General features: G+C 55.3%; 16 protein-coding genes, 4 tRNA genes and 1 rRNA gene. All 21 read left to right on the forward strand.

The features are described 5' to 3' along the window. Positions 1-25: 25 nt before the first annotated feature. The 21 genes from rrf to rpsJ all read left to right on the forward strand — a co-directional run bounded on the left by rrf (position 26) and on the right by rpsJ (position 19,978). Positions 26-141: ribosomal RNA gene (gene rrf, locus BT119_RS15125) — 5S ribosomal RNA — on the forward strand. Positions 142-288: 147 nt separating this feature from the next. Then, positions 289-1,248, forward strand: coding sequence for a bifunctional biotin--[acetyl-CoA-carboxylase] ligase/biotin operon repressor BirA (birA, locus tag BT119_RS15130; RefSeq protein WP_175550586.1), 960 nt, complete (start codon positions 289-291; stop codon positions 1,246-1,248). Further along, a complete protein-coding gene (locus tag BT119_RS15135) occupies positions 1,238-1,987 on the forward strand; it encodes a pantothenate kinase (RefSeq protein WP_072366257.1) in 750 nt (249 codons plus the stop codon). Before birA ends, BT119_RS15135 begins: the two co-directional genes overlap by 11 nt. A 7-nt stretch (positions 1,988-1,994) precedes the next feature. Next, a complete protein-coding gene (locus tag BT119_RS15140; protein ID WP_003369046.1) occupies positions 1,995-2,423 on the forward strand; it encodes a hypothetical protein in 429 nt (142 codons plus the stop codon). Between the two features lie 142 nt (positions 2,424-2,565). Beyond that, a tRNA-Tyr gene (locus tag BT119_RS15145) sits at positions 2,566-2,650 on the forward strand. A 24-nt stretch (positions 2,651-2,674) separates the two neighbouring features. Further along, positions 2,675-2,748 (forward strand) — tRNA-Gly (locus BT119_RS15150). A 26-nt stretch (positions 2,749-2,774) separates the two neighbouring features. After that, positions 2,775-2,850 (forward strand) — tRNA-Thr (locus tag BT119_RS15155). Positions 2,851-3,015: 165 nt separating this feature from the next. Further along, positions 3,016-3,091 (forward strand) — tRNA-Trp (locus BT119_RS15160). A gap of 46 nt (positions 3,092-3,137) precedes the next feature. Next, a complete protein-coding gene (gene secE / locus BT119_RS15165; RefSeq protein ID WP_002555502.1) occupies positions 3,138-3,506 on the forward strand; it encodes a preprotein translocase subunit SecE in 369 nt (122 codons plus the stop codon). 9 nt (positions 3,507-3,515) lie between these two features. Then, positions 3,516-4,049: a transcription termination/antitermination protein NusG gene (gene nusG, locus BT119_RS15170; RefSeq protein WP_002555501.1), complete on the forward strand. Its 534-nt coding sequence runs from the start codon at positions 3,516-3,518 to the stop codon at positions 4,047-4,049. A 118-nt stretch (positions 4,050-4,167) separates the two neighbouring features. Then, complete coding sequence (gene rplK / locus BT119_RS15175; protein ID WP_002555500.1) at positions 4,168-4,599, forward strand: 50S ribosomal protein L11; 432 nt, start codon at positions 4,168-4,170, stop codon at positions 4,597-4,599. Then, positions 4,599-5,294: a 50S ribosomal protein L1 gene (gene rplA / locus BT119_RS15180; RefSeq protein ID WP_002555499.1), complete on the forward strand. Its 696-nt coding sequence runs from the start codon at positions 4,599-4,601 to the stop codon at positions 5,292-5,294. The genes rplK and rplA overlap by 1 nt, the downstream gene beginning before the upstream one ends. 201 nt (positions 5,295-5,495) lie before the next feature. Beyond that, complete coding sequence (gene rplJ, locus BT119_RS15185; protein ID WP_003431816.1) at positions 5,496-5,996, forward strand: 50S ribosomal protein L10; 501 nt, start codon at positions 5,496-5,498, stop codon at positions 5,994-5,996. A gap of 79 nt (positions 5,997-6,075) precedes the next feature. Further along, complete coding sequence (gene rplL / locus BT119_RS15190; protein ID WP_003317111.1) at positions 6,076-6,441, forward strand: 50S ribosomal protein L7/L12; 366 nt, start codon at positions 6,076-6,078, stop codon at positions 6,439-6,441. 221 nt (positions 6,442-6,662) lie between these two features. Further along, the gene (gene rpoB, locus BT119_RS15195) at positions 6,663-10,736 is read left to right on the forward strand and encodes a DNA-directed RNA polymerase subunit beta (RefSeq protein ID WP_003431815.1); all 4,074 of its coding nucleotides are present in this window, start codon (positions 6,663-6,665) and stop codon (positions 10,734-10,736) included. Between the two features lie 64 nt (positions 10,737-10,800). Further along, positions 10,801-15,000 (forward strand): DNA-directed RNA polymerase subunit beta', encoded by a 4,200-nt coding sequence (gene rpoC, locus BT119_RS15200; RefSeq protein WP_003431814.1) that lies wholly within the window; start codon positions 10,801-10,803, stop codon positions 14,998-15,000. A gap of 199 nt (positions 15,001-15,199) precedes the next feature. Next, positions 15,200-15,571 carry a 30S ribosomal protein S12 gene (gene rpsL / locus BT119_RS15205; RefSeq protein WP_002555494.1) on the forward strand — a complete coding sequence of 124 codons (372 nt, stop codon included), beginning with the start codon at positions 15,200-15,202 and terminating at the stop codon, positions 15,569-15,571. Between the two features lie 122 nt (positions 15,572-15,693). Continuing rightward, entirely contained in the window at positions 15,694-16,164 is a 471-nt protein-coding gene (rpsG, locus tag BT119_RS15210) for a 30S ribosomal protein S7 (protein ID WP_002555493.1), read from the forward strand. 30 nt (positions 16,165-16,194) lie between these two features. Next, a complete protein-coding gene (gene fusA, locus BT119_RS15215) occupies positions 16,195-18,300 on the forward strand; it encodes an elongation factor G (RefSeq protein ID WP_003369029.1) in 2,106 nt (701 codons plus the stop codon). 31 nt (positions 18,301-18,331) lie between these two features. Beyond that, positions 18,332-19,525 carry an elongation factor Tu gene (gene tuf / locus BT119_RS15220; RefSeq protein WP_003369027.1) on the forward strand — a complete coding sequence of 398 codons (1,194 nt, stop codon included), beginning with the start codon at positions 18,332-18,334 and terminating at the stop codon, positions 19,523-19,525. A gap of 141 nt (positions 19,526-19,666) precedes the next feature. Next, entirely contained in the window at positions 19,667-19,978 is a 312-nt protein-coding gene (gene rpsJ / locus BT119_RS15225; protein WP_002555491.1) for a 30S ribosomal protein S10, read from the forward strand. Positions 19,979-20,057 lie beyond the last annotated feature (79 nt).

Below are 20,057 nucleotides of genomic sequence, written 5' to 3' on the forward strand. Positions count from 1 at the left end.
ACGGCACGATTCGGTACCCGAATTTCTTGACGACCATAGAGCATTGGAACCACCTGATCCCATCCCGAACTCAGTAGTGAAACGATGTATCGCCGATGGTAGTGTGGGGTTTCCCCATGTGAGAGTAGGTCATCGTCAAGATTGAATTCCAGAAACCCTCTTCGCTTACGCGTTGAGGGTTTTTGTTTGTCTGGTGCCTGCAAAAACCAGCGTGAAAACACGTTTTCGTTTCTATGCATCATGCCTCAGCGTGGCTATGATGCGTGCCTTATTGCCAGGCGATTCCAAATGCTGACCTTGTTAAAGCTTCTTGCCGATGGTGCGTTTCATTCCGGACAGGTATTGGGCGATGCCCTCGGCATAAGTCGCAGTGCTGTCTGGAAGCAGCTCCAGCAGCTTGAAGCGGATCTGGGCATAGATGTCCACAAGGTGCGTGGTCGTGGTTATAGACTCGCGACGCCTATTTCTCTTCTAAGTCCTGGCGGTATCGAACAGTCAGGCTTTCCTGCCAACTGGTCTGTTCGCACTTACGATTCCATCGACTCGACCAACGCTGAGGCCGCACGCCTGATCGCTCAAGGCGTTCCTCTGCCTGTACTGGTGGTGGCCGAGCAGCAGACTTCCGGAAGAGGGCGACGTGGTCGAAAGTGGGTAAGTCCCTTTGCTGAAAACCTGTATTACAGCCTGGTCCTGCGCATCGATGGCGGGATGCGTCAGCTGGAAGGCCTCAGCTTGTTGGTGGGGCTCGCGGTGATGAATGTCCTGCGTGATATGGGCGTCCAGGGCGCAGGCCTCAAGTGGCCAAACGACGTGCTTGTTGGCAGGCAGAAGATCGCCGGCATTTTGCTCGAGCTGATTGGCGATCCGGCGGACGTTTGTCATGTGATCATCGGGATAGGGGTGAACGTAAACATGCGTTCCTCCAGCGAGGTGGATCAGCTATGGACGTCGATGAGGCTTGAGACAGGCGGCCTGGTTGATCGCAATCAGGTCGCCGCTCGTATAAGCACCCAGCTTGAGGCTCTTATGGCGGTTCATCGCACGGAGGGCTTTGCAGCATTTCATAAGGAGTGGGAGCGTGGGCACTTGTGGCAGGGGGCTGCGGTCAAGCTGCTCTCGGGGGTGGAGGTCGTGGAGGGAGTAGTGTTGGGGGTCGACTCACTTGGAGCGCTGCGGTTGGAGGTCAATGGTGTGGAAAAAAGCTTTAGTGGTGGTGAGCTGAGCCTGAGGTTGCGAGATGATTCTTGAGCTCGATTGCGGCAACAGCTTCATCAAGTGGCGCATTACCGCTAAAAGCGATGCAGCAGTGGTCAGCGGCGGTGTTGTGGACTCTGACGCAGCCTTGTTGGAGCACCTGCGTAATCTACCTGACACAACGTTCAGCGACTGCCGTCTGGTAAGTGTCCGCAGCGCCGAAGAAACGGCGCGTCTGGTTGCTGTCCTGGCTGATGCGTTCTCGGTTGCCCCCGTCTGCGCAGTGCCTGCCCGCGAGCTGGGAGGGGTGATCAATGGCTATGACGATTTCGAACGTCTCGGCCTGGATCGCTGGCTGGCTTTTGTAGGTGCGTACCATCTTGTCAAACGTGCATGCCTGGTGATTGATCTGGGCACTGCCGTGACATCTGATTTCGTCGACGCCGGCGGCGCGCATCTTGGTGGCTTCATCTGTCCTGGGATGCCCTTGATGCGCAATCAGTTGCGCACCCATACTCGTCGCATCAGGTATGACGACACAGAGGCGGAAAGGGCGTTGGTTCGTCTAGTTCCCGGGCGGGCGACCGCAGAAGCGGTAGAGCGCGGCTGCTCGCTGATGCTTCGGGGGTTTGCAGTGACTCAGGTCGAGATAGCTCGTGGGCATTGGGGGGACGACTTTGCTATTTTTGTGACGGGCGGTGACGCTGCTCTGGTTGCGGATGTGCTGCCAGGAGCCCGAATTGTTCCTGATCTGGTCTTCGTGGGGCTGGCTCTCGCCTGCCCTTTGCGTTGAGGTCTTTATGCGTTGGTTATTTCTTCTGCTGTTGATGCTTAATGCCTTTTATTACATCTGGCATCAGCAGGAGGCTCCGCTCAGGGCCAAGGAGGTCATGCCCTTGTCGTTGCACCGTGCTTCTCAGCAGGATATCCGTCTGCTCAGCGAATCGGATGCTGGCCGGGCGTCCCACGATCCTGACACTAAATGCCTGTACGTTGGTGGCTTTGCCAGGCAAGAGGACGCGCGCCTGGTAGAGCAGCGATTGAACAGCCTGGATATCCAGTCTCAATATCAGTCAGTGCAAACGAGCGGGTCGACCGCCTACTGGCTGAAAATTGCGCCGGAAAGTCGACGCCTTGTCGAAGCAGGCTTGATCAGCCAGCTGAGTCAGGATTTCCCGCAATTAAAAAATCAAATAATGTCGTGCGAGGGCATTGCAACTGCTGATTAGTTTACATAGAATGGCGCCCGCTTCGCAGTGAGGTGAAAGTCTCACGAACGAAGTGGTAGTAGTCAACGCATGTAACCTCAGGTTTTTACTGAGAAAAAGGTTGACAGAAGGGTAGCATGAGTTGAGAATGCTGCCTCGCTTAGGAGGGGTTCCCGAGCGGCCAAAGGGATCAGACTGTAAATCTGACGTCTACGACTTCGAAGGTTCGAATCCTTCCCCCTCCACCAGATTTAGCGCGAGCTGCAAGTTGTGCGGGTATAGTTTAGTGGTAGAACCTCAGCCTTCCAAGCTGATGATGCGGGTTCGATTCCCGCTACCCGCTCCAGGCTTGTGGTTCATGCATAGTGTTTTGCTCTTGTAGCTCAGTTGGTAGAGCACACCCTTGGTAAGGGTGAGGTCAGCGGTTCAAATCCGCTCAAGAGCTCCATTGATAAAGGCAGATATGAAAATATCTGCCTTTGTTTTAGGCGGTTCCGCGCTGCGTGCGCCGTCTAAAGCTTATTCGGAGGGCGTCGCCTGTTTGGTGCTCTCCGAATAAGGTGTTGAAAAACTCTTGTCAGGTCCGCATAATGGTCGGCCTGATTTTGCTTTTAGGTCAGTAGCTCAATTGGCAGAGCGACGGTCTCCAAAACCGTAGGTTGGGGGTTCGATTCCCTCCTGACCTGCCAGATTCCCTAGATGTAATCTGGCTTTCTTTTCACAGGATCTCCGTAGATGAATCCCAAGGCTGAAGCATCAGACTCTCGCTTTGATATGCTGAAGTGGCTCCTGGTAGTCGTTTTGGTTGTCGTGGGTGTTGTCGGTAATCAGTATTATTCTGCTGAGCCGATCCTGTATCGCGTTCTCGCTCTCCTTGTGATTGCCGCAGCCGCTGCATTTGTAGCGCTGCAGACAGGCAAAGGTAAGGCTTTCTTCGTTTTGGCGAAAGAGGCCCGTGCCGAGATCCGTAAAGTCGTATGGCCTACTCGCCAAGAAACCACTCAAACCACGTTGATCGTTGTGGCTGTTGTGCTGGTTATGGCGTTGCTGTTGTGGGGGCTCGATTCCCTGCTCGGCTGGCTTGTTTCCTTGATAGTTGGCTAAGGGTGTCCCGTGGCTAAGCGTTGGTACGTAGTGCATGCTTACTCGGGTTACGAGAAGCATGTCATGCGCTCGTTGATCGAGCGTGTGAAGCTGGCAGGCATGGAAGATGGCTTCGGCGAAATTCTGGTTCCCACTGAAGAAGTGGTTGAAATGCGTAATGGCCAGAAGCGCAAAAGCGAACGCAAGTTCTTCCCAGGTTATGTGCTTGTTCAGATGGACATGAATGAGGGTACTTGGCACTTGGTCAAGGACACCCCGCGTGTCATGGGCTTCATCGGCGGTACCGCTGACAAGCCTGCTCCCATCACTGATAAAGAGGCAGAAGCGATTCTGCGTCGTGTCGCTGATGGTAGCGACAAGCCGAAGCCGAAGACGCTGTTCGAGCCAGGTGAAGTCGTTCGTGTCACCGACGGTCCGTTCGCTGATTTCAATGGCACGGTCGAAGAAGTTAACTACGAAAAGAGCCGGATTCAAGTGGCGGTGCTCATTTTCGGACGCTCTACTCCGGTAGAGCTGGAGTTCAGTCAGGTCGAAAAGGCATAACTGAGCTGGAATCCCATACCCCGCAGCCCAAGGCTGTGGGGTTTTTTCGTCACTGGGATATACGCGTAAGTAACCGGGGAGCCTTTGTTGGCGCTTGAACCCGTAATTGGAGTGCCTCATGGCCAAGAAGATAACCGCATACATCAAGCTGCAAGTGAAAGCCGCTCAGGCTAACCCAAGCCCGCCAGTTGGTCCTGCTCTGGGTCAGCACGGTGTGAACATCATGGAATTCTGCAAAGCGTTCAACGCCCGTACTCAGGGTATTGAGCCAGGCTTGCCGACACCAGTGATCATCACTGTATACAGCGACCGTAGCTTCACTTTCGAAACAAAAAGTACCCCTGCATCGGTTCTGCTGAAGAAAGCTGCAGGCTTGACCAGCGGCTCGGCTCGCCCGAACACCGTTAAAGTTGGCACCGTGACTCGTGCTCAGCTGGAAGATATCGCTAAAGCAAAAAATGCGGATCTGACTGCAGCTGACATGGAAGCGGCCGTGCGTACCATCGCCGGTTCCGCTCGTAGCATGGGCCTTAACGTGGAGGGTGTGTAATGGCTAAGCTGACCAAGCGTCAAAAGGCAATCGCCAGCAAGATCGAAGCTGGTAAATCCTACAACTTCGTAGACGCTGCTGCTCTGCTGACCGAGCTGTCGACTGTCAAGTTCAGCGAGTCTGTAGACGTTGCTGTTAACCTGGGTGTCGATCCTCGTAAATCCGACCAGGTTGTACGTAGCGCTACTGTACTGCCACACGGTACCGGTAAGACTGTACGCGTTGCAGTTTTCACCCAGGGTCCTGCTGCTGAAGCTGCTCTGGCTGCCGGTGCTGACCGCGTTGGTATGGACGATCTGGCCGCTGAAATGAAAGCTGGCGATCTGAACTATGACGTTGTTATCGCTTCCCCTGACGCAATGCGCGTTGTGGGTCAGCTGGGTCAGGTTCTCGGTCCTCGCGGTCTGATGCCAAACCCGAAAGTCGGCACTGTTACTCCTGACGTTGCTAACGCCGTCAAGAACGCCAAGGCTGGTCAGGTTCGTTATCGTACCGACAAAAACGGCATCATCCACACTTCCGTTGGCAAGGTCGGTTTCGACGCTGTCAAGCTGAAGGAAAACGTTGAAGCCCTGATCGCTGATCTGAAGCGTATCAAGCCTGCTTCTTCGAAAGGTATTTACGTCAAGCGCATCACCCTGAGCACCACTATGGGCCCAGGCCTGGTCATCGACCAGGGTTCGTTGGAAGCGTGAGACAAAATGGTACGGTGATTGATGCCGTACCATTTGAAAGATTGGGGTCCCTGCCTGGCGGGGGCTATCCAAGACCGTAGGCGACGCAAGTCTTAAACCACAAGCCTACGCAGATGGTGCTCCCGGTTCCTTACCGAATCAGACACCAAAACGACATCTGGCTTCGGTCGGATGAAACGGTAACAAGCAGGAGTTAAACCCGTGGCAATTAAACTCGAAGACAAGAAGGCCATCGTCGCTGAAGTCAACGAGGCTGCCAAAGCTGGTCTGTCCGCTGTCGTGGCTGATGCCCGTGGCGTGACGGTTGGCGCAATGACCGGACTCCGTAAAGAGGCTCGTGAAGCTGGCGTTTACGTACGTGTTGTACGTAACACCCTGCTCAAGCGCGCTGTTGCTGACACTGAATTCAGTGTCCTCAACGACGTGTTCACTGGCCCGACCTTGATCGCGTTCTCCAATGAACATCCTGGCGCTGCTGCCCGTTTGTTCAAGGAATTCGCTAAAGGTCAGGACAAGTTCGAGATCAAGGCAGCTGCGTTCGAGGGCAAGTTCCTCGCAGCTAATCAGATCGATGTACTGGCAAGCCTGCCGACCCGTGACGAAGCAATTTCTCAGCTGATGAGCGTGATTCAAGGCGCTACCAGCAAGTTGGCTCGTACTCTGGCGGCTGTTCGCGACCAAAAAGAAGCAGCTGCAGCCTAAGGCTGAGTCAGATCTTTTCGCGTATTTTTGTTTATTTTGATGGTCGCGTAGGCCGTCCCCCAATTCAGGAAATTGAGTCATGTCCATCTCTCAAGACGATATCCTTAACGCCGTAGCTGAAATGTCCGTTCTGCAGGTTGTAGAGCTGATCAAGGCTTTCGAAGAGAAGTTCGGCGTTACTGCTGCTGCTGGCTCTGCTGGTCCTGCTGCTGCAGCTGCTGTTGTTGAAGAACAAACTGAATTCAACGTCATGCTGCTGGAAGCTGGCGAGAAGAAAGTAAACGTGATCAAGGCAGTTCGTGAACTGACCGGTCTGGGCCTGAAAGAAGCCAAGGCTGTAGTTGACGGCGCTCCTGCCCAGGTTCTGGAAGCAGTGTCGAAAGACGCAGCTGACAAAGCAAAAGCTACCCTGGAAGAAGCAGGCGCTAAAGTCGAGCTGAAATAAGCATCGATTTTGAGTGTCCAGCCCACGCGTTTAGCGAAAGGCTGATGGCTGGTGGCTTTTGCCACCGGCCTTTTTCCGTTATAGACGATTGGCGCTGTCAACGTCTGTAACGTGTGGCATCCACCGATGGCGGTGGCGCAAACCAAGGGGTTTGCAAGATTTTCTGGCTGCTTCCGTCGGGAGGGAGCCAAACAAGCAGGTGACCAAGCTGGGGAACGCTGATGGCTTACTCATATACTGAGAAAAAACGTATCCGCAAGGACTTTAGCAAGTTGCCGGACGTAATGGATGTGCCGTATCTCTTGGCCATCCAGCTGGATTCGTATCGCGAATTCCTGCAGGCGGGAGCGACCAAAGATCAGTTCCGCGACGTCGGTCTGCATGCAGCCTTCAAATCCGTTTTCCCGATCATCAGCTACTCCGGCAATGCTGCGCTGGAGTATGTAGGTTATCGCTTGGGCGAACCGGCATTTGATGTCAAGGAATGCGTGCTGCGCGGTGTGACTTACGCAGTACCTCTGCGAGTCAAGGTCCGTCTGATCATTTTCGACAAAGAATCGTCGAACAAAGCGATCAAGGACATCAAAGAGCAAGAAGTCTACATGGGTGAAATCCCCCTGATGACTGAGAACGGTACCTTTGTAATCAATGGCACCGAGCGCGTTATCGTGTCTCAGCTTCACCGTTCGCCTGGCGTATTCTTCGACCACGACCGTGGCAAGACGCACAGCTCCGGCAAGCTGCTGTACTCCGCTCGTATCATTCCTTACCGCGGTTCGTGGCTGGACTTCGAGTTCGATCCGAAAGACTGCGTATTCGTCCGTATCGACCGTCGTCGCAAGCTGCCTGCGTCCGTACTTCTGCGCGCTCTGGGTTACACCACCGAGCAAGTGCTTGATGCTTTCTACACCACCAACGTATTCCATGTGCGCGGCGAAAACCTGAGCCTGGAACTGGTGCCTCAGCGCCTGCGTGGTGAAATTGCCGTTCTGGATATCCTGGACGACAAGGGCAAGGTCATTGTCGAGCAGGGTCGTCGTATCACTGCCCGTCACATCAACCAGCTGGAAAAGGCCGGGATCAAAGAGCTGGAAGTGCCTCTGGACTACGTCCTGGGTCGCACTACAGCCAAGGTCATCGTGCATCCGGCAACCGGTGAGATCATTGCCGAGTGCAACACCGAACTGAACACTGAAATCCTGGCCAAGATCGCCAAGGCTCAGGTTGTTCGCATCGAAACGTTGTACACCAACGACATCGACTGCGGTCCGTTCGTCTCCGACACACTGAAGATCGACTCCACCAGCAACCAACTGGAAGCGCTGGTCGAGATCTATCGAATGATGCGTCCTGGCGAGCCGCCAACCAAGGATGCCGCTGAGACACTGTTCAACAACCTGTTCTTCAGTCCTGAGCGTTACGACCTGTCTGCTGTAGGCCGGATGAAGTTCAACCGTCGTATCGGTCGTACTGAAATCGAAGGCTCGGGCGTGCTGTGCAAGGAAGACATCGTAGCGGTCCTCAAGACCCTCGTTGATATCCGTAACGGCAAAGGCATCGTCGATGACATCGACCACCTCGGTAACCGTCGCGTTCGTTGCGTTGGCGAGATGGCCGAGAACCAGTTCCGTGTAGGTCTGGTCCGTGTCGAGCGCGCTGTCAAAGAACGTCTGTCCATGGCAGAAAGCGAAGGCCTGATGCCTCAGGACCTGATCAACGCCAAACCTGTTGCGGCGGCGGTCAAAGAGTTCTTCGGTTCCAGCCAGCTGTCCCAGTTCATGGACCAGAACAACCCGCTGTCCGAGATCACGCACAAGCGTCGTGTTTCCGCGCTCGGCCCTGGCGGTCTGACGCGTGAGCGCGCCGGCTTTGAAGTTCGAGACGTTCACCCGACTCACTACGGCCGTGTGTGCCCGATCGAGACGCCTGAAGGTCCGAACATCGGTCTGATCAACTCCCTGGCGGCCTATGCCCGCACCAACCAGTACGGCTTCCTCGAGAGTCCGTACCGTGTGGTCAAGGAAGGTCTGGTCACCGAAGAGATCGTCTTCCTTTCGGCGATCGAAGAAGCGGACCACGTCATTGCTCAGGCTTCGGCCGCAATGAACGACAAGCAAGAGCTGATCGACGAGCTGGTTGCTGTGCGTCACTTGAACGAATTCACCGTCAAGGCGCCAGCCGATGTCACCCTCATGGACGTTTCGCCCAAGCAGGTTGTCTCGGTAGCTGCATCGCTGATTCCGTTCCTCGAGCACGATGACGCCAACCGTGCGTTGATGGGTTCGAACATGCAGCGTCAGGCTGTTCCTACTCTGCGTGCCGACAAGCCGCTGGTAGGTACTGGCATGGAGCGCAACGTTGCTCGCGACTCCGGCGTTTGCGTCGTGGCTCGTCGTGGTGGTGTGATCGACTCGGTTGACGCCAGCCGTATCGTTGTCCGCGTTGCCGATGATGAAGTTGAAACAGGTGAGGCGGGTGTAGACATCTACAACCTGACCAAATACACCCGTTCGAACCAGAACACCTGCATCAACCAGCGTCCGCTGGTCAGCAAGGGTGACCGTGTTCAGCGTAGCGACATCATGGCCGACGGCCCGTCCACCGATATGGGTGAACTGGCGCTGGGTCAGAACATGCGCATCGCGTTCATGGCCTGGAACGGTTTCAACTTCGAAGACTCCATCTGTCTTTCTGAGCGTGTTGTTCAGGAAGACCGCTTCACCACGATCCACATTCAGGAACTGACCTGTGTGGCACGTGACACCAAGCTTGGGCCAGAGGAAATCACAGCTGACATCCCTAACGTGGGTGAAGCTGCTCTGAACAAGCTGGACGAAGCGGGTATCGTTTATGTAGGTGCCGAAGTCGGCGCCGGCGACATCCTGGTCGGTAAGGTCACTCCGAAAGGCGAGACCCAGCTGACACCGGAAGAAAAACTGTTGCGCGCGATCTTCGGTGAGAAAGCCAGCGACGTTAAAGACACCTCCCTGCGTGTACCAACCGGTACCAAAGGTACTGTCATTGACGTTCAGGTCTTCACCCGTGATGGTGTCGAGCGTGATGCGCGTGCCCTGTCCATCGAGAAGTCGCAACTCGACGAGATCCGCAAGGATCTGAACGAAGAGTTCCGTATTGTCGAAGGCGCTACTTTCGAACGTCTGCGCTCTGCGCTGGTGGGTCGTGTAGCTGAAGGCGGCGCTGGCCTCAAGAAGGGCCAGGAGATCACCAACGAAGTGCTCGACGGTCTTGAGCATGGTCAGTGGTTCAAGCTGCGCATGGCTGAAGATGCTCTCAACGAGCAGCTCGAAAAGGCTCAGGCTTACATCGTTGACCGTCGTCGTCTTCTGGATGACAAGTTCGAAGACAAGAAACGCAAACTGCAGCAGGGCGATGACCTTGCTCCAGGCGTTCTGAAAATCGTCAAGGTCTACCTGGCAATCCGTCGCCGCATCCAGCCGGGCGACAAGATGGCCGGTCGTCACGGTAACAAGGGTGTGGTCTCTGTGATCATGCCGGTTGAAGACATGCCGCACGATGCCAATGGCACGCCGGTCGATATCGTCCTCAACCCGCTGGGCGTACCTTCGCGTATGAACGTTGGTCAGATTCTCGAAACCCACCTGGGCCTCGCGGCCAAAGGTCTGGGCGAGAAGATCAACCGCATGCTCGAAGAGCAGCGTAAGGTTGCTGAGCTGCGCAAGTTCCTCAACGAGATCTATAACGAAATCGGCGGTCGTCAGGAGTCTCTGGAAGACCTCTCCGACAACGAGATTCTGGACCTCGCGAAGAACCTGCGTAACGGCGTACCGATGGCTACCCCGGTTTTCGACGGTGCCAAGGAAAGCGAAATCAAGGCAATGCTCAAGCTGGCAGATATGCCGGAAAGCGGCCAGATGCAGCTGTTCGACGGTCGTACCGGCAACAAGTTTGAACGTGCTGTAACGGTTGGCTACATGTACATGCTGAAGCTGAACCACTTGGTGGACGACAAGATGCACGCGCGTTCCACTGGTTCGTACAGCCTGGTTACCCAGCAGCCGCTGGGTGGTAAGGCACAGTTCGGTGGTCAGCGTTTCGGGGAGATGGAAGTGTGGGCGCTGGAAGCATACGGCGCGGCGTACACTCTGCAGGAAATGCTCACAGTGAAGTCGGACGATGTGAACGGTCGTACCAAGATGTACAAAAACATCGTGGACGGCGATCACCGTATGGAGCCGGGCATGCCCGAGTCTTTCAACGTGTTGATCAAAGAAATCCGTTCGCTCGGTATCGATATCGATCTGGAAACCGAATAACACGTGACGCGAATCGGGGGCAGGGCGGTATTGCCTGCTCCCTGCTCCGCCAGGAGGAAAAGCCTTGAAAGACCTACTGAATTTGCTGAAAAACCAGGGTCAAGTCGAAGAGTTCGACGCAATCCGTATCGGACTTGCATCGCCTGAGATGATCCGCTCTTGGTCGTTCGGTGAAGTTAAAAAGCCGGAAACCATCAACTACCGTACGTTCAAGCCTGAGCGTGACGGTCTGTTCTGCGCCAAGATCTTTGGCCCGGTAAAAGATTACGAGTGCCTGTGCGGTAAGTACAAGCGCCTGAAGCACCGTGGTGTCATCTGCGAAAAATGCGGTGTTGAAGTAGCACTGGCCAAGGTTCGTCGCGAGCGCATGGCTCACATCGAGCTGGCTTCGCCGGTTGCTCACATCTGGTTCCTGAAATCGCTGCCGTCCCGTATCGGTTTGCTGATGGACATGACCCTGCGTGATATCGAACGTGTTCTCTACTTCGAGAGCTATGTCGTTATCGATCCAGGCATGACTACCCTTGAAAAAGGTCAGCTGCTGAACGACGAGCAGTACTTCGAAGCGCTTGAAGAGTTCGGTGACGACTTCGATGCCCGCATGGGTGCCGAGGCTGTCCGCGAGCTGCTGCACGCTATTGACCTGGAGCACGAAATTGGCCGCCTGCGCGAAGAAATTCCGCAAACCAATTCCGAAACCAAAATCAAGAAGCTGTCCAAGCGTCTGAAATTGATGGAAGCCTTCCAGGGTTCCGGCAACCTCCCTGAGTGGATGGTGCTGACCGTTCTGCCGGTTCTGCCGCCAGATCTGCGTCCTCTGGTTCCGCTTGACGGTGGCCGTTTCGCGACGTCCGACCTCAACGACCTGTATCGTCGAGTGATCAACCGTAACAACCGTCTGAAGCGCCTGCTGGATCTGTCCGCTCCCGATATCATCGTGCGCAACGAAAAGCGCATGCTGCAGGAAGCGGTCGATGCACTGCTCGACAACGGCCGTCGCGGTCGTGCGATCACAGGTTCCAACAAGCGTCCTCTGAAATCCCTGGCTGACATGATCAAGGGTAAACAGGGTCGTTTCCGTCAGAACTTGCTCGGTAAGCGTGTTGACTACTCGGGTCGTTCGGTAATTACCGTAGGTCCGACCCTGCGTCTGCACCAGTGCGGTCTGCCGAAGAAGATGGCTCTCGAGCTGTTCAAGCCGTTCATTTTCGGCAAGCTGGAAATGCGTGGCCTGGCCACGACCATCAAAGCTGCCAAGAAGATGGTCGAGCGCGAGCTGCCAGAGGTCTGGGACGTTCTCGCTGAAGTGATTCGCGAACACCCAGTGCTTCTGAACCGTGCGCCAACGCTTCACCGTCTGGGCATCCAGGCGTTTGAACCGGTACTGATCGAAGGTAAGGCTATTCAGCTGCACCCGCTGGTCTGTGCTGCGTACAACGCCGACTTCGACGGTGACCAGATGGCCGTTCACGTGCCTCTGACGCTGGAAGCTCAGCTCGAAGCCCGTGCACTGATGATGTCGACCAACAACATTCTGTCGCCAGCCAACGGTGAGCCAATCATCGTTCCTTCGCAGGACGTTGTACTGGGTCTGTACTACATGACCCGCGAAGCGATTAACGCCAAGGGCGAAGGTCGTGTATTTGCGGATCTGCAGGAAGTCGACCGCGTATTCCGCGCCGGCGAAGCGGCTCTGCACGCCAAGGTCAAGGTTCGTATCCACGAAACGGTCAACGACCGTGATGGTGGCAGCGTCAAGAACACCCGTATCGTCGACACCACTGTCGGCCGTGCGCTGCTGTTCCAGGTGGTTCCGGCCGGCCTGTCCTACGACGTTGTCAACCAGCCGATGAAGAAGAAGGCGATCTCCAAGCTGATCAACCAGTGCTATCGCGTGGTTGGCCTGAAAGAGACCGTTATCTTCGCTGACCAGTTGATGTACACCGGTTTTGCCTACTCGACCATTTCGGGTGTTTCCATCGGCGTTAACGACTTCGTTATCCCTGATGAAAAAGCTCGCATCATCGACGCGGCTACCGAAGAAGTTAAAGAGATCGAAAGTCAGTACGCCTCCGGCCTGGTAACCCAGGGCGAGAAGTACAACAAGGTAATCGACCTTTGGTCCAAGGCGAACGACGAAGTCTCGAAAGCGATGATGTCGAACCTGTCCAAAGAGCGTGTTATCGACCGTCACGGCGTCGAAGTTGATCAGGAATCCTTCAACTCGATGTACATGATGGCTGACTCCGGGGCGCGTGGTTCTGCTGCCCAGATCCGTCAGCTGGCCGGTATGCGTGGTCTGATGGCCAAGCCTGACGGCTCCATCATTGAAACGCCGATCACTGCGAACTTCCGTGAAGGTTTGAGCGTACTTCAGTACTTCATCTCTACTCACGGTGCTCGTAAGGGTCTTGCGGATACCGCACTGAAAACCGCTAACTCCGGTTATCTGACACGCCGTCTGGTAGACGTCGCTCAGGATCTGGTGGTTACCGAGGTTGACTGCGGTACCGAGCACGGTCTGCTGATGACACCGCACATTGAAGGCGGTGACGTTGTGGAGCCGCTGGGTGAGCGCGTACTGGGTCGAGTCATCGCCCGTGACGTATTCAAGCCGGGCACAGAAGATGTCATCGTGCCTGCTGGCACGCTGGTAGACGAGAAGTGGGTCGAGTTCATCGAGCTGAACAGCATCGACGAAGTCATCGTTCGTTCGCCAATCAGCTGCGAAACCCGCTACGGCATCTGCGCCAAGTGCTACGGTCGCGACCTGGCACGCGGTCATCAGGTCAACATCGGTGAAGCTGTCGGCGTAATCGCTGCACAGTCGATCGGTGAGCCGGGTACCCAGCTGACAATGCGTACGTTCCACATCGGTGGTGCGGCAAGCCGGACCTCGGCAGCCGACAGCGTTCAGGTGAAGAATGGCGGTACTGTCCGTCTGCACAACCTGAAGCACGTCGAGCGTGTTGACGGTCACTTGGTTGCGGTATCCCGCTCCGGTGAGCTGGCAATCGCAGATGACTTCGGTCGCGAGCGTGAGCGTTACAAGCTGCCATACGGTGCAGTGATTTCGGTGAAGGAAGGCGACAAGGTCGACGCTGGCTCTATCGTGGCCAAGTGGGATCCGCACACTCACCCAATCGTCACCGAGATGAAAGGTACTGTTACCTACGTAGGCATGGAAGAAGGCATCACGATCAAGCGTCAGACAGACGAATTGACCGGTATGACCAACATTGAAGTGCTCGACGCCAAAGACCGCCCGGCTGCCGGCAAGGACATCCGTCCTGCTGTGAAGATGGTCGGTCTGGATGGCAAGGATCTGCTGCTGCCTGGTACTGACGTACCGGCCCAGTACTTCCTGCCAGCCAACGCCCTTGTTGGTGTTGCTGACGGTGCGCAGATCGCGATCGGTGATGTTATCGCTCGTATTCCGCAGGAAACTTCGAAGACTCGTGACATCACCGGTGGTCTGCCGCGTGTTGCCGACCTGTTCGAAGCGCGTCGTCCGAAAGAGGCGTCGATCCTTGCAGAAGTCAGCGGTACCATCGCATTCGGTAAAGAGACCAAAGGCAAGCGCCGTCTGGTCATTACCCCGAACGACGGTAGCGATCCGTACGAGGAACTGATTCCGAAGTGGCGTCACCTGAACGTCTTCGAAGGCGAGCAAGTGAACCGCGGCGAAGTTATCTCCGACGGCCCGAGCGATCCACACGACATTCTGCGTCTGCTGGGTGTGAGTGCGCTGGCCAAGTACATCGTCAACGAGATTCAGGACGTATACCGTCTGCAAGGCGTGAAGATCAACGACAAGCACATCGAGACGATTCTGCGTCAGATGCTGCGCAAGGTTGAGATTGCCGAGTCTGGCGATTCCAGTTTCATCAAGGGCGACCAGATGGAATTGACTCACGTACTGGTAGAAAACGAGCGTTTGAGCACGGAAGACAAGTTTGTCTCCAAGTTCACTCGCGTGTTGCTGGGTATCACCAAGGCATCGCTGTCCACCGAGTCGTTCATCTCCGCGGCCTCCTTCCAAGAGACAACCCGCGTACTGACCGAAGCGGCTGTGACCGGCAAGCGCGATTACCTGCGCGGCCTGAAGGAAAACGTGGTCGTGGGTCGTCTGATCCCGGCCGGTACTGGTCTGGCTTATCACAGCGAGCGCAAGCGTCGTCGTGAAATGGACAAACCGACCCGTGTCAGCGCGAGCGAAGTAGAAGCAGCTCTGACGGAAGCGTTGAACTCCAGCGGTAATTGAGACCAGAGCCTCGGCATTTTTCACCTGGCAGACAGCACCTTTCGTGCTGCCTCGCCCGGTGAGGACGTCGGGGCTTTGTCTTGACTGGGGGCGGGATCCTCTTTAGACTCTTGTACCCCTAAATTTGGCGGGGCCTGTGCCCTGTCATTTGCTTTTCTTGTAAGACAATAGCGTCGCAAGACAACAGTGGAGCTAGTAGATGGCAACTATCAACCAGCTGGTACGTCAGCCGCGTAAGCGTATCGTCGAGAAATCCGACGTACCTGCGCTGCAGAACTGCCCGCAACGTCGCGGTGTGTGCACTCGTGTGTATACCACCACGCCGAAAAAACCTAACTCGGCATTGCGTAAAGTCTGCCGTGTGCGCCTGACCAACGGTTTCGAGGTTTCCTCGTACATCGGTGGTGAAGGTCACAACCTGCAAGAGCACAGCGTGGTACTGATCCGTGGCGGTCGTGTAAAAGACTTGCCAGGTGTTCGTTATCACACCGTTCGTGGTTCTTTGGATACTTCCGGCGTTAAAGGTCGTAACCAGGGTCGCTCGAAATACGGTACCAAGAAGCCTAAGTAGTTTTTGGCTTCTGTTTGAAATTGCAGATTTCTATTTTTCTGAGTCGATAAGAGTAAGGTCGGGCGCATCCCTCGCAGGATGGTGGTCCCGAGCTAACCTGAAGACCGTTTGAGGGCTTATCCATGCCAAGAAGACGCGTAGCAGCCAAGCGCGAAGTGCTTGACGATCCAAAATACGGCAGCCAGATTCTGGCCAAGTTCATGAACCACGTAATGGAAAGCGGCAAGAAAGCCGTTGCCGAGCGTATCGTTTATGGCGCGCTGGAAAAGGTTAAAGAACGTAAGAACAGCGACCCCCTGGAAATCTTCGAGAAAGCTCTCGACGCCATCGCTCCGCTGGTCGAAGTAAAGTCGCGCCGTGTAGGCGGTGCTACTTACCAGGTTCCTGTCGAAGTTCGTCCGTCCCGTCGTAATGCTCTGGCAATGCGTTGGCTGGTAGACTTCGCGCGCAAGCGCGGTGAGAAGTCAATGGCGCTGCGTTTGGCTGGCGAACTGCTGGACGCCGCCGAAGGTAAAGGTGCTGCGGTCAAGAAGCGTGAAGACGTGCACCGTATGGCTGAGGCCAACAAGGCTTTCTCGCACTACCGCTTCTAATTTCAGCGTCACTAATTTTGCGAGGGCTTTATGGCTCGTACTACTCCGATTGGCCGCTACCGTAACATTGGTATCGTTGCTCACGTGGATGCTGGTAAAACCACCACCACCGAGCGCGTCCTTTTTTACACCGGCAAAAGCCACAAAATGGGCGAGGTGCATGACGGCGCCGCGACCACGGACTGGATGGTTCAGGAGCAGGAGCGTGGTATTACCATTACTTCTGCTGCTATTACTGCCTTCTGGCAGGGTTCCGAGAAGCAACACAAAGACCAATACCGTTTCAACGTTATTGACACCCCGGGCCACGTTGACTTCACCATTGAAGTTGAGCGTTCCCTGCGTGTACTCGACGGCGCGGTCGTTGTGTTCTGTGGTACTTCCGGCGTAGAGCCGCAGTCCGAAACCGTATGGCGTCAAGCCAACAAGTACGGTGTTCCACGTATCGTTTACGTGAACAAGATGGACCGTGCAGGTGCGAACTTTCTGCGCGTAATCGCTCAGATCAAGCAGCGCCTGGGTCACACCCCGGTGCCGATCCAGCTGGCCATTGGCGCCGAAGACAACTTCCAGGGTCAGATCGATCTGATGTCCATGGAAGCTGTTTACTGGAACGATGCCGACAAGGGTATGGTTCCACGTCGTGAGCCTATTCCTGCTGAGCTGCAGGAACTGGCTGACGAATGGCGCAGCAACATGGTCGAGGCTGCGGCCGAAGCCAGCGAAGAGCTGATGAACAAGTACCTCGAAGGTGAGGAACTCTCCAACGAGGAAATCAAGGCCGCTCTGCGTCAGCGTACTATCGCTGGCGAGATCGTTCTTGCTGTTTGCGGTTCTTCCTTCAAGAACAAGGGCGTTCCCCTGGTTCTCGACGCCGTGATCGACTACCTGCCGGCTCCGACCGACATTCCAGCTATCAAGGGTTCCGATCCTGATAACGAAGAAGTCCTGATGGAGCGTCATGCAGACGACAACGAGCCGTTCTCGGCTCTGGCGTTCAAGATCGCTACCGACCCATTCGTGGGTACCTTGACTTTCGTCCGCGTTTACTCGGGCGTGTTGGCATCCGGCGACGGCGTGATCAACTCGGTCAAGGGCAAGAAAGAGCGTGTGGGTCGTATGGTGCAGATGCACGCAAACGCCCGCGAAGAGATCAAGGAAGTACGCGCTGGTGACATCGCGGCCTTGATCGGCATGAAGGACGTCACCACTGGTGAGACCTTGTGCAACGCTGACAAGCCAATCATCCTGGTTCGCATGGACTTCCCGGAGCCGGTTATTTCGGTTGCCGTTGAGCCTAAAACCAAGGATGACCAGGAAAAAATGGGTATCGCACTGGGCAAACTTGCTCAGGAAGACCCGTCTTTCCGCGTCAAGACTGATGAAGAGACTGGTCAAACGATCATCTCTGGCATGGGCGAGCTGCACCTGGACATCCTGGTTGACCGGATGCGCCGTGAGTTCAACGTCGAAGCCAACATCGGCAAGCCTCAGGTTTCCTATCGTGAGCGCATCACGAAGAATTGTGAAATCGAAGGCAAGTTCGTTCGTCAATCCGGCGGTCGTGGCCAGTTCGGTCACTGCTGGATCCGTTTTGCACCTGCTGACGAAGGTCAGGAAGGTCTGCAATTCGTAAACGAAGTGGTAGGTGGTGTTGTTCCCAAGGAATACATCCCGGCTATCCAGAAGGGTATCGAAGAGCAGATGAAGAACGGCGTTGTTGCCGGCTATCCGCTGATCGGCCTGAAGGCTACCGTGTTTGATGGTTCCTACCATGACGTCGACTCGAACGAGATGGCGTTTAAGGTGGCTGCCTCCATGGCGACCAAGCAACTGGCCCAGAAGGGCGGTGGTGAGTTGCTTGAGCCGATCATGGCGGTAGAGGTTGTTACGCCTGAAGACTATATGGGTGACGTGATGGGCGACCTTAACCGCCGTCGCGGCATGATTCTGGGTATGGAAGATACGGTTTCCGGCAAGGTAATTCGTGCCGAGGTTCCGTTGGGTGAGATGTTCGGTTATGCGACCGACGTTCGCTCCATGTCTCAGGGTCGCGCAAGCTACTCTATGGAATTCAAAAAATACAATACAGCTCCGTCGCACATCGTCGAAACTGTAACCAAAAAACAAGGCTGATTCAGCGCCTTTAGGCTAGGAGTTATTTGTCGTGGCTAAAGAAAAATTTGATCGTTCCCTCCCGCACGTCAACGTTGGCACCATTGGTCACGTTGACCACGGTAAAACCACGCTGACCGCTGCTCTGACTCGCGTCTGCTCCGAAGTTTTCGGTTCGGCTGCTGTTGAATTCGACAAGATCGACAGCGCACCGGAAGAGAAAGCTCGTGGTATTACCATTAATACCGCGCACGTTGAATACAAATCGTTGATCCGTCACTACGCTCACGTTGACTGCCCGGGTCACGCTGACTACGTGAAGAACATGATCACCGGTGCTGCCCAGATGGACGGCGCGATTCTGGTTTGTTCGGCCGCTGATGGTCCGATGCCACAAACCCGTGAGCACATCCTGCTGTCCCGTCAGGTTGGCGTTCCGTACATCGTGGTTTTCCTGAACAAGGCTGACCTGGTAGACGACGCTGAGCTGCTGGAACTGGTTGAGATGGAAGTGCGCGATCTGCTGAGCACTTACGACTTCCCAGGCGACGACACTCCGATCATCATCGGTTCTGCTCGTATGGCTCTGGAAGGTAAAGACGACAACGAAATGGGCACCACTGCCGTTCGTAAACTGGTTGAAACACTGGACTCCTACATTCCAGAACCAGTTCGTCTGACCGACAAGCCGTTCCTGATGCCGATCGAAGACGTGTTCTCGATCTCCGGTCGCGGTACTGTTGTGACTGGTCGTATTGAGCGCGGTATCGTCAAGGTTCAGGATCCACTGGAAATCGTTGGTCTGCGTGACACTACCGTCACCACCTGCACCGGTGTTGAAATGTTCCGTAAGCTGCTCGACGAAGGTCGTGCTGGCGAGAACTGCGGCGTTCTGCTGCGTGGTACCAAGCGTGACGACGTTGAGCGTGGCCAGGTTTTGGTCAAGCCAGGCACCGTCAAGCCGCACACTCAGTTCGAAGCTGAAATCTACGTTCTGAGCAAAGAAGAAGGCGGTCGTCACACTCCGTTCTTCAAAGGCTACCGTCCACAGTTCTACTTCCGTACTACCGACGTAACTGGTAGCTGCGAACTGCCGGAAGGCGTAGAAATGGTTATGCCAGGTGATAACGTTAAAGTTTCCGTTACCCTGATCAAGCCAATCGCAATGGAAGATGGTCTGCGTTTCGCAATCCGTGAAGGCGGTCGTACCGTCGGCGCTGGCGTCGTGGCCAAAATCATCGCGTAAGCGTTGATTCCCAAAAAGAGCCCCCGCAACGCGGGGGCTTTTTTATTGGGTTGACACCTAGTGAGGTCGTCTATAGAATTGCGCCTCCTTTTAACGGGCGTATTGCGCTCGGTGGGAACAGCAATCTGGAGTCTGAATCCAATGCAAAACCAGCAAATCCGTATCAGGTTGAAGGCTTTTGACCATCGCCTGATCGACCAATCAACCCAGGAAATCGTGGAAACCGCGAAACGTACTGGTGCACAGGTGCGTGGTCCGATTCCACTGCCGACTCGTAAAGAGCGGTTCACCGTTCTGGTTTCTCCGCACGTCAACAAAGACGCGCGCGACCAGTATGAGATCCGTACTCACAAGCGTGTTCTGGACATTGTTCAGCCAACGGAAAAAACCGTTGATGCGCTTATGAAGCTTGATCTTGCGGCCGGTGTGGAAGTTCAGATCAGCCTCGGCTAAGACTTGGGTCTTAGTCGTGTAACGCTCTGAAATGGGCGGCCATAGCGGGTGAAAGCCCCGTACACTCATGAGGTTTACA

Source organism: Pseudomonas sp. NFACC10-1, assembly GCF_900119195.1.
Lineage (GTDB): Bacteria > Pseudomonadota > Gammaproteobacteria > Pseudomonadales > Pseudomonadaceae > Aquipseudomonas > Aquipseudomonas cerasi.

What these genes read in the sequence shown, in the direction of transcription:
- rpoB (WP_003431815.1), top strand. Translation starts at nt 6,663, where the DNA reads ATGGCTTACTCATATACTGAGAAAAAACGTATCCGCAAGGACTTTAGC.
- rpsL (WP_002555494.1), top strand. Translation starts at nt 15,200, where the DNA reads ATGGCAACTATCAACCAGCTGGTACGTCAGCCGCGTAAGCGTATCGTC.
- birA (WP_175550586.1), top strand. Translation starts at nt 289, where the DNA reads ATGCTGACCTTGTTAAAGCTTCTTGCCGATGGTGCGTTTCATTCCGGA.
- rplK (WP_002555500.1), top strand. Translation starts at nt 4,168, where the DNA reads ATGGCCAAGAAGATAACCGCATACATCAAGCTGCAAGTGAAAGCCGCT.
- BT119_RS15135 (WP_072366257.1), top strand. Translation starts at nt 1,238, where the DNA reads ATGATTCTTGAGCTCGATTGCGGCAACAGCTTCATCAAGTGGCGCATT.
- fusA (WP_003369029.1), top strand. Translation starts at nt 16,195, where the DNA reads ATGGCTCGTACTACTCCGATTGGCCGCTACCGTAACATTGGTATCGTT.
- secE (WP_002555502.1), top strand. Translation starts at nt 3,138, where the DNA reads ATGAATCCCAAGGCTGAAGCATCAGACTCTCGCTTTGATATGCTGAAG.
- rplA (WP_002555499.1), top strand. Translation starts at nt 4,599, where the DNA reads ATGGCTAAGCTGACCAAGCGTCAAAAGGCAATCGCCAGCAAGATCGAA.
- rpsG (WP_002555493.1), top strand. Translation starts at nt 15,694, where the DNA reads ATGCCAAGAAGACGCGTAGCAGCCAAGCGCGAAGTGCTTGACGATCCA.
- BT119_RS15140 (WP_003369046.1), top strand. Translation starts at nt 1,995, where the DNA reads ATGCGTTGGTTATTTCTTCTGCTGTTGATGCTTAATGCCTTTTATTAC.
- rplL (WP_003317111.1), top strand. Translation starts at nt 6,076, where the DNA reads ATGTCCATCTCTCAAGACGATATCCTTAACGCCGTAGCTGAAATGTCC.
- rpsJ (WP_002555491.1), top strand. Translation starts at nt 19,667, where the DNA reads ATGCAAAACCAGCAAATCCGTATCAGGTTGAAGGCTTTTGACCATCGC.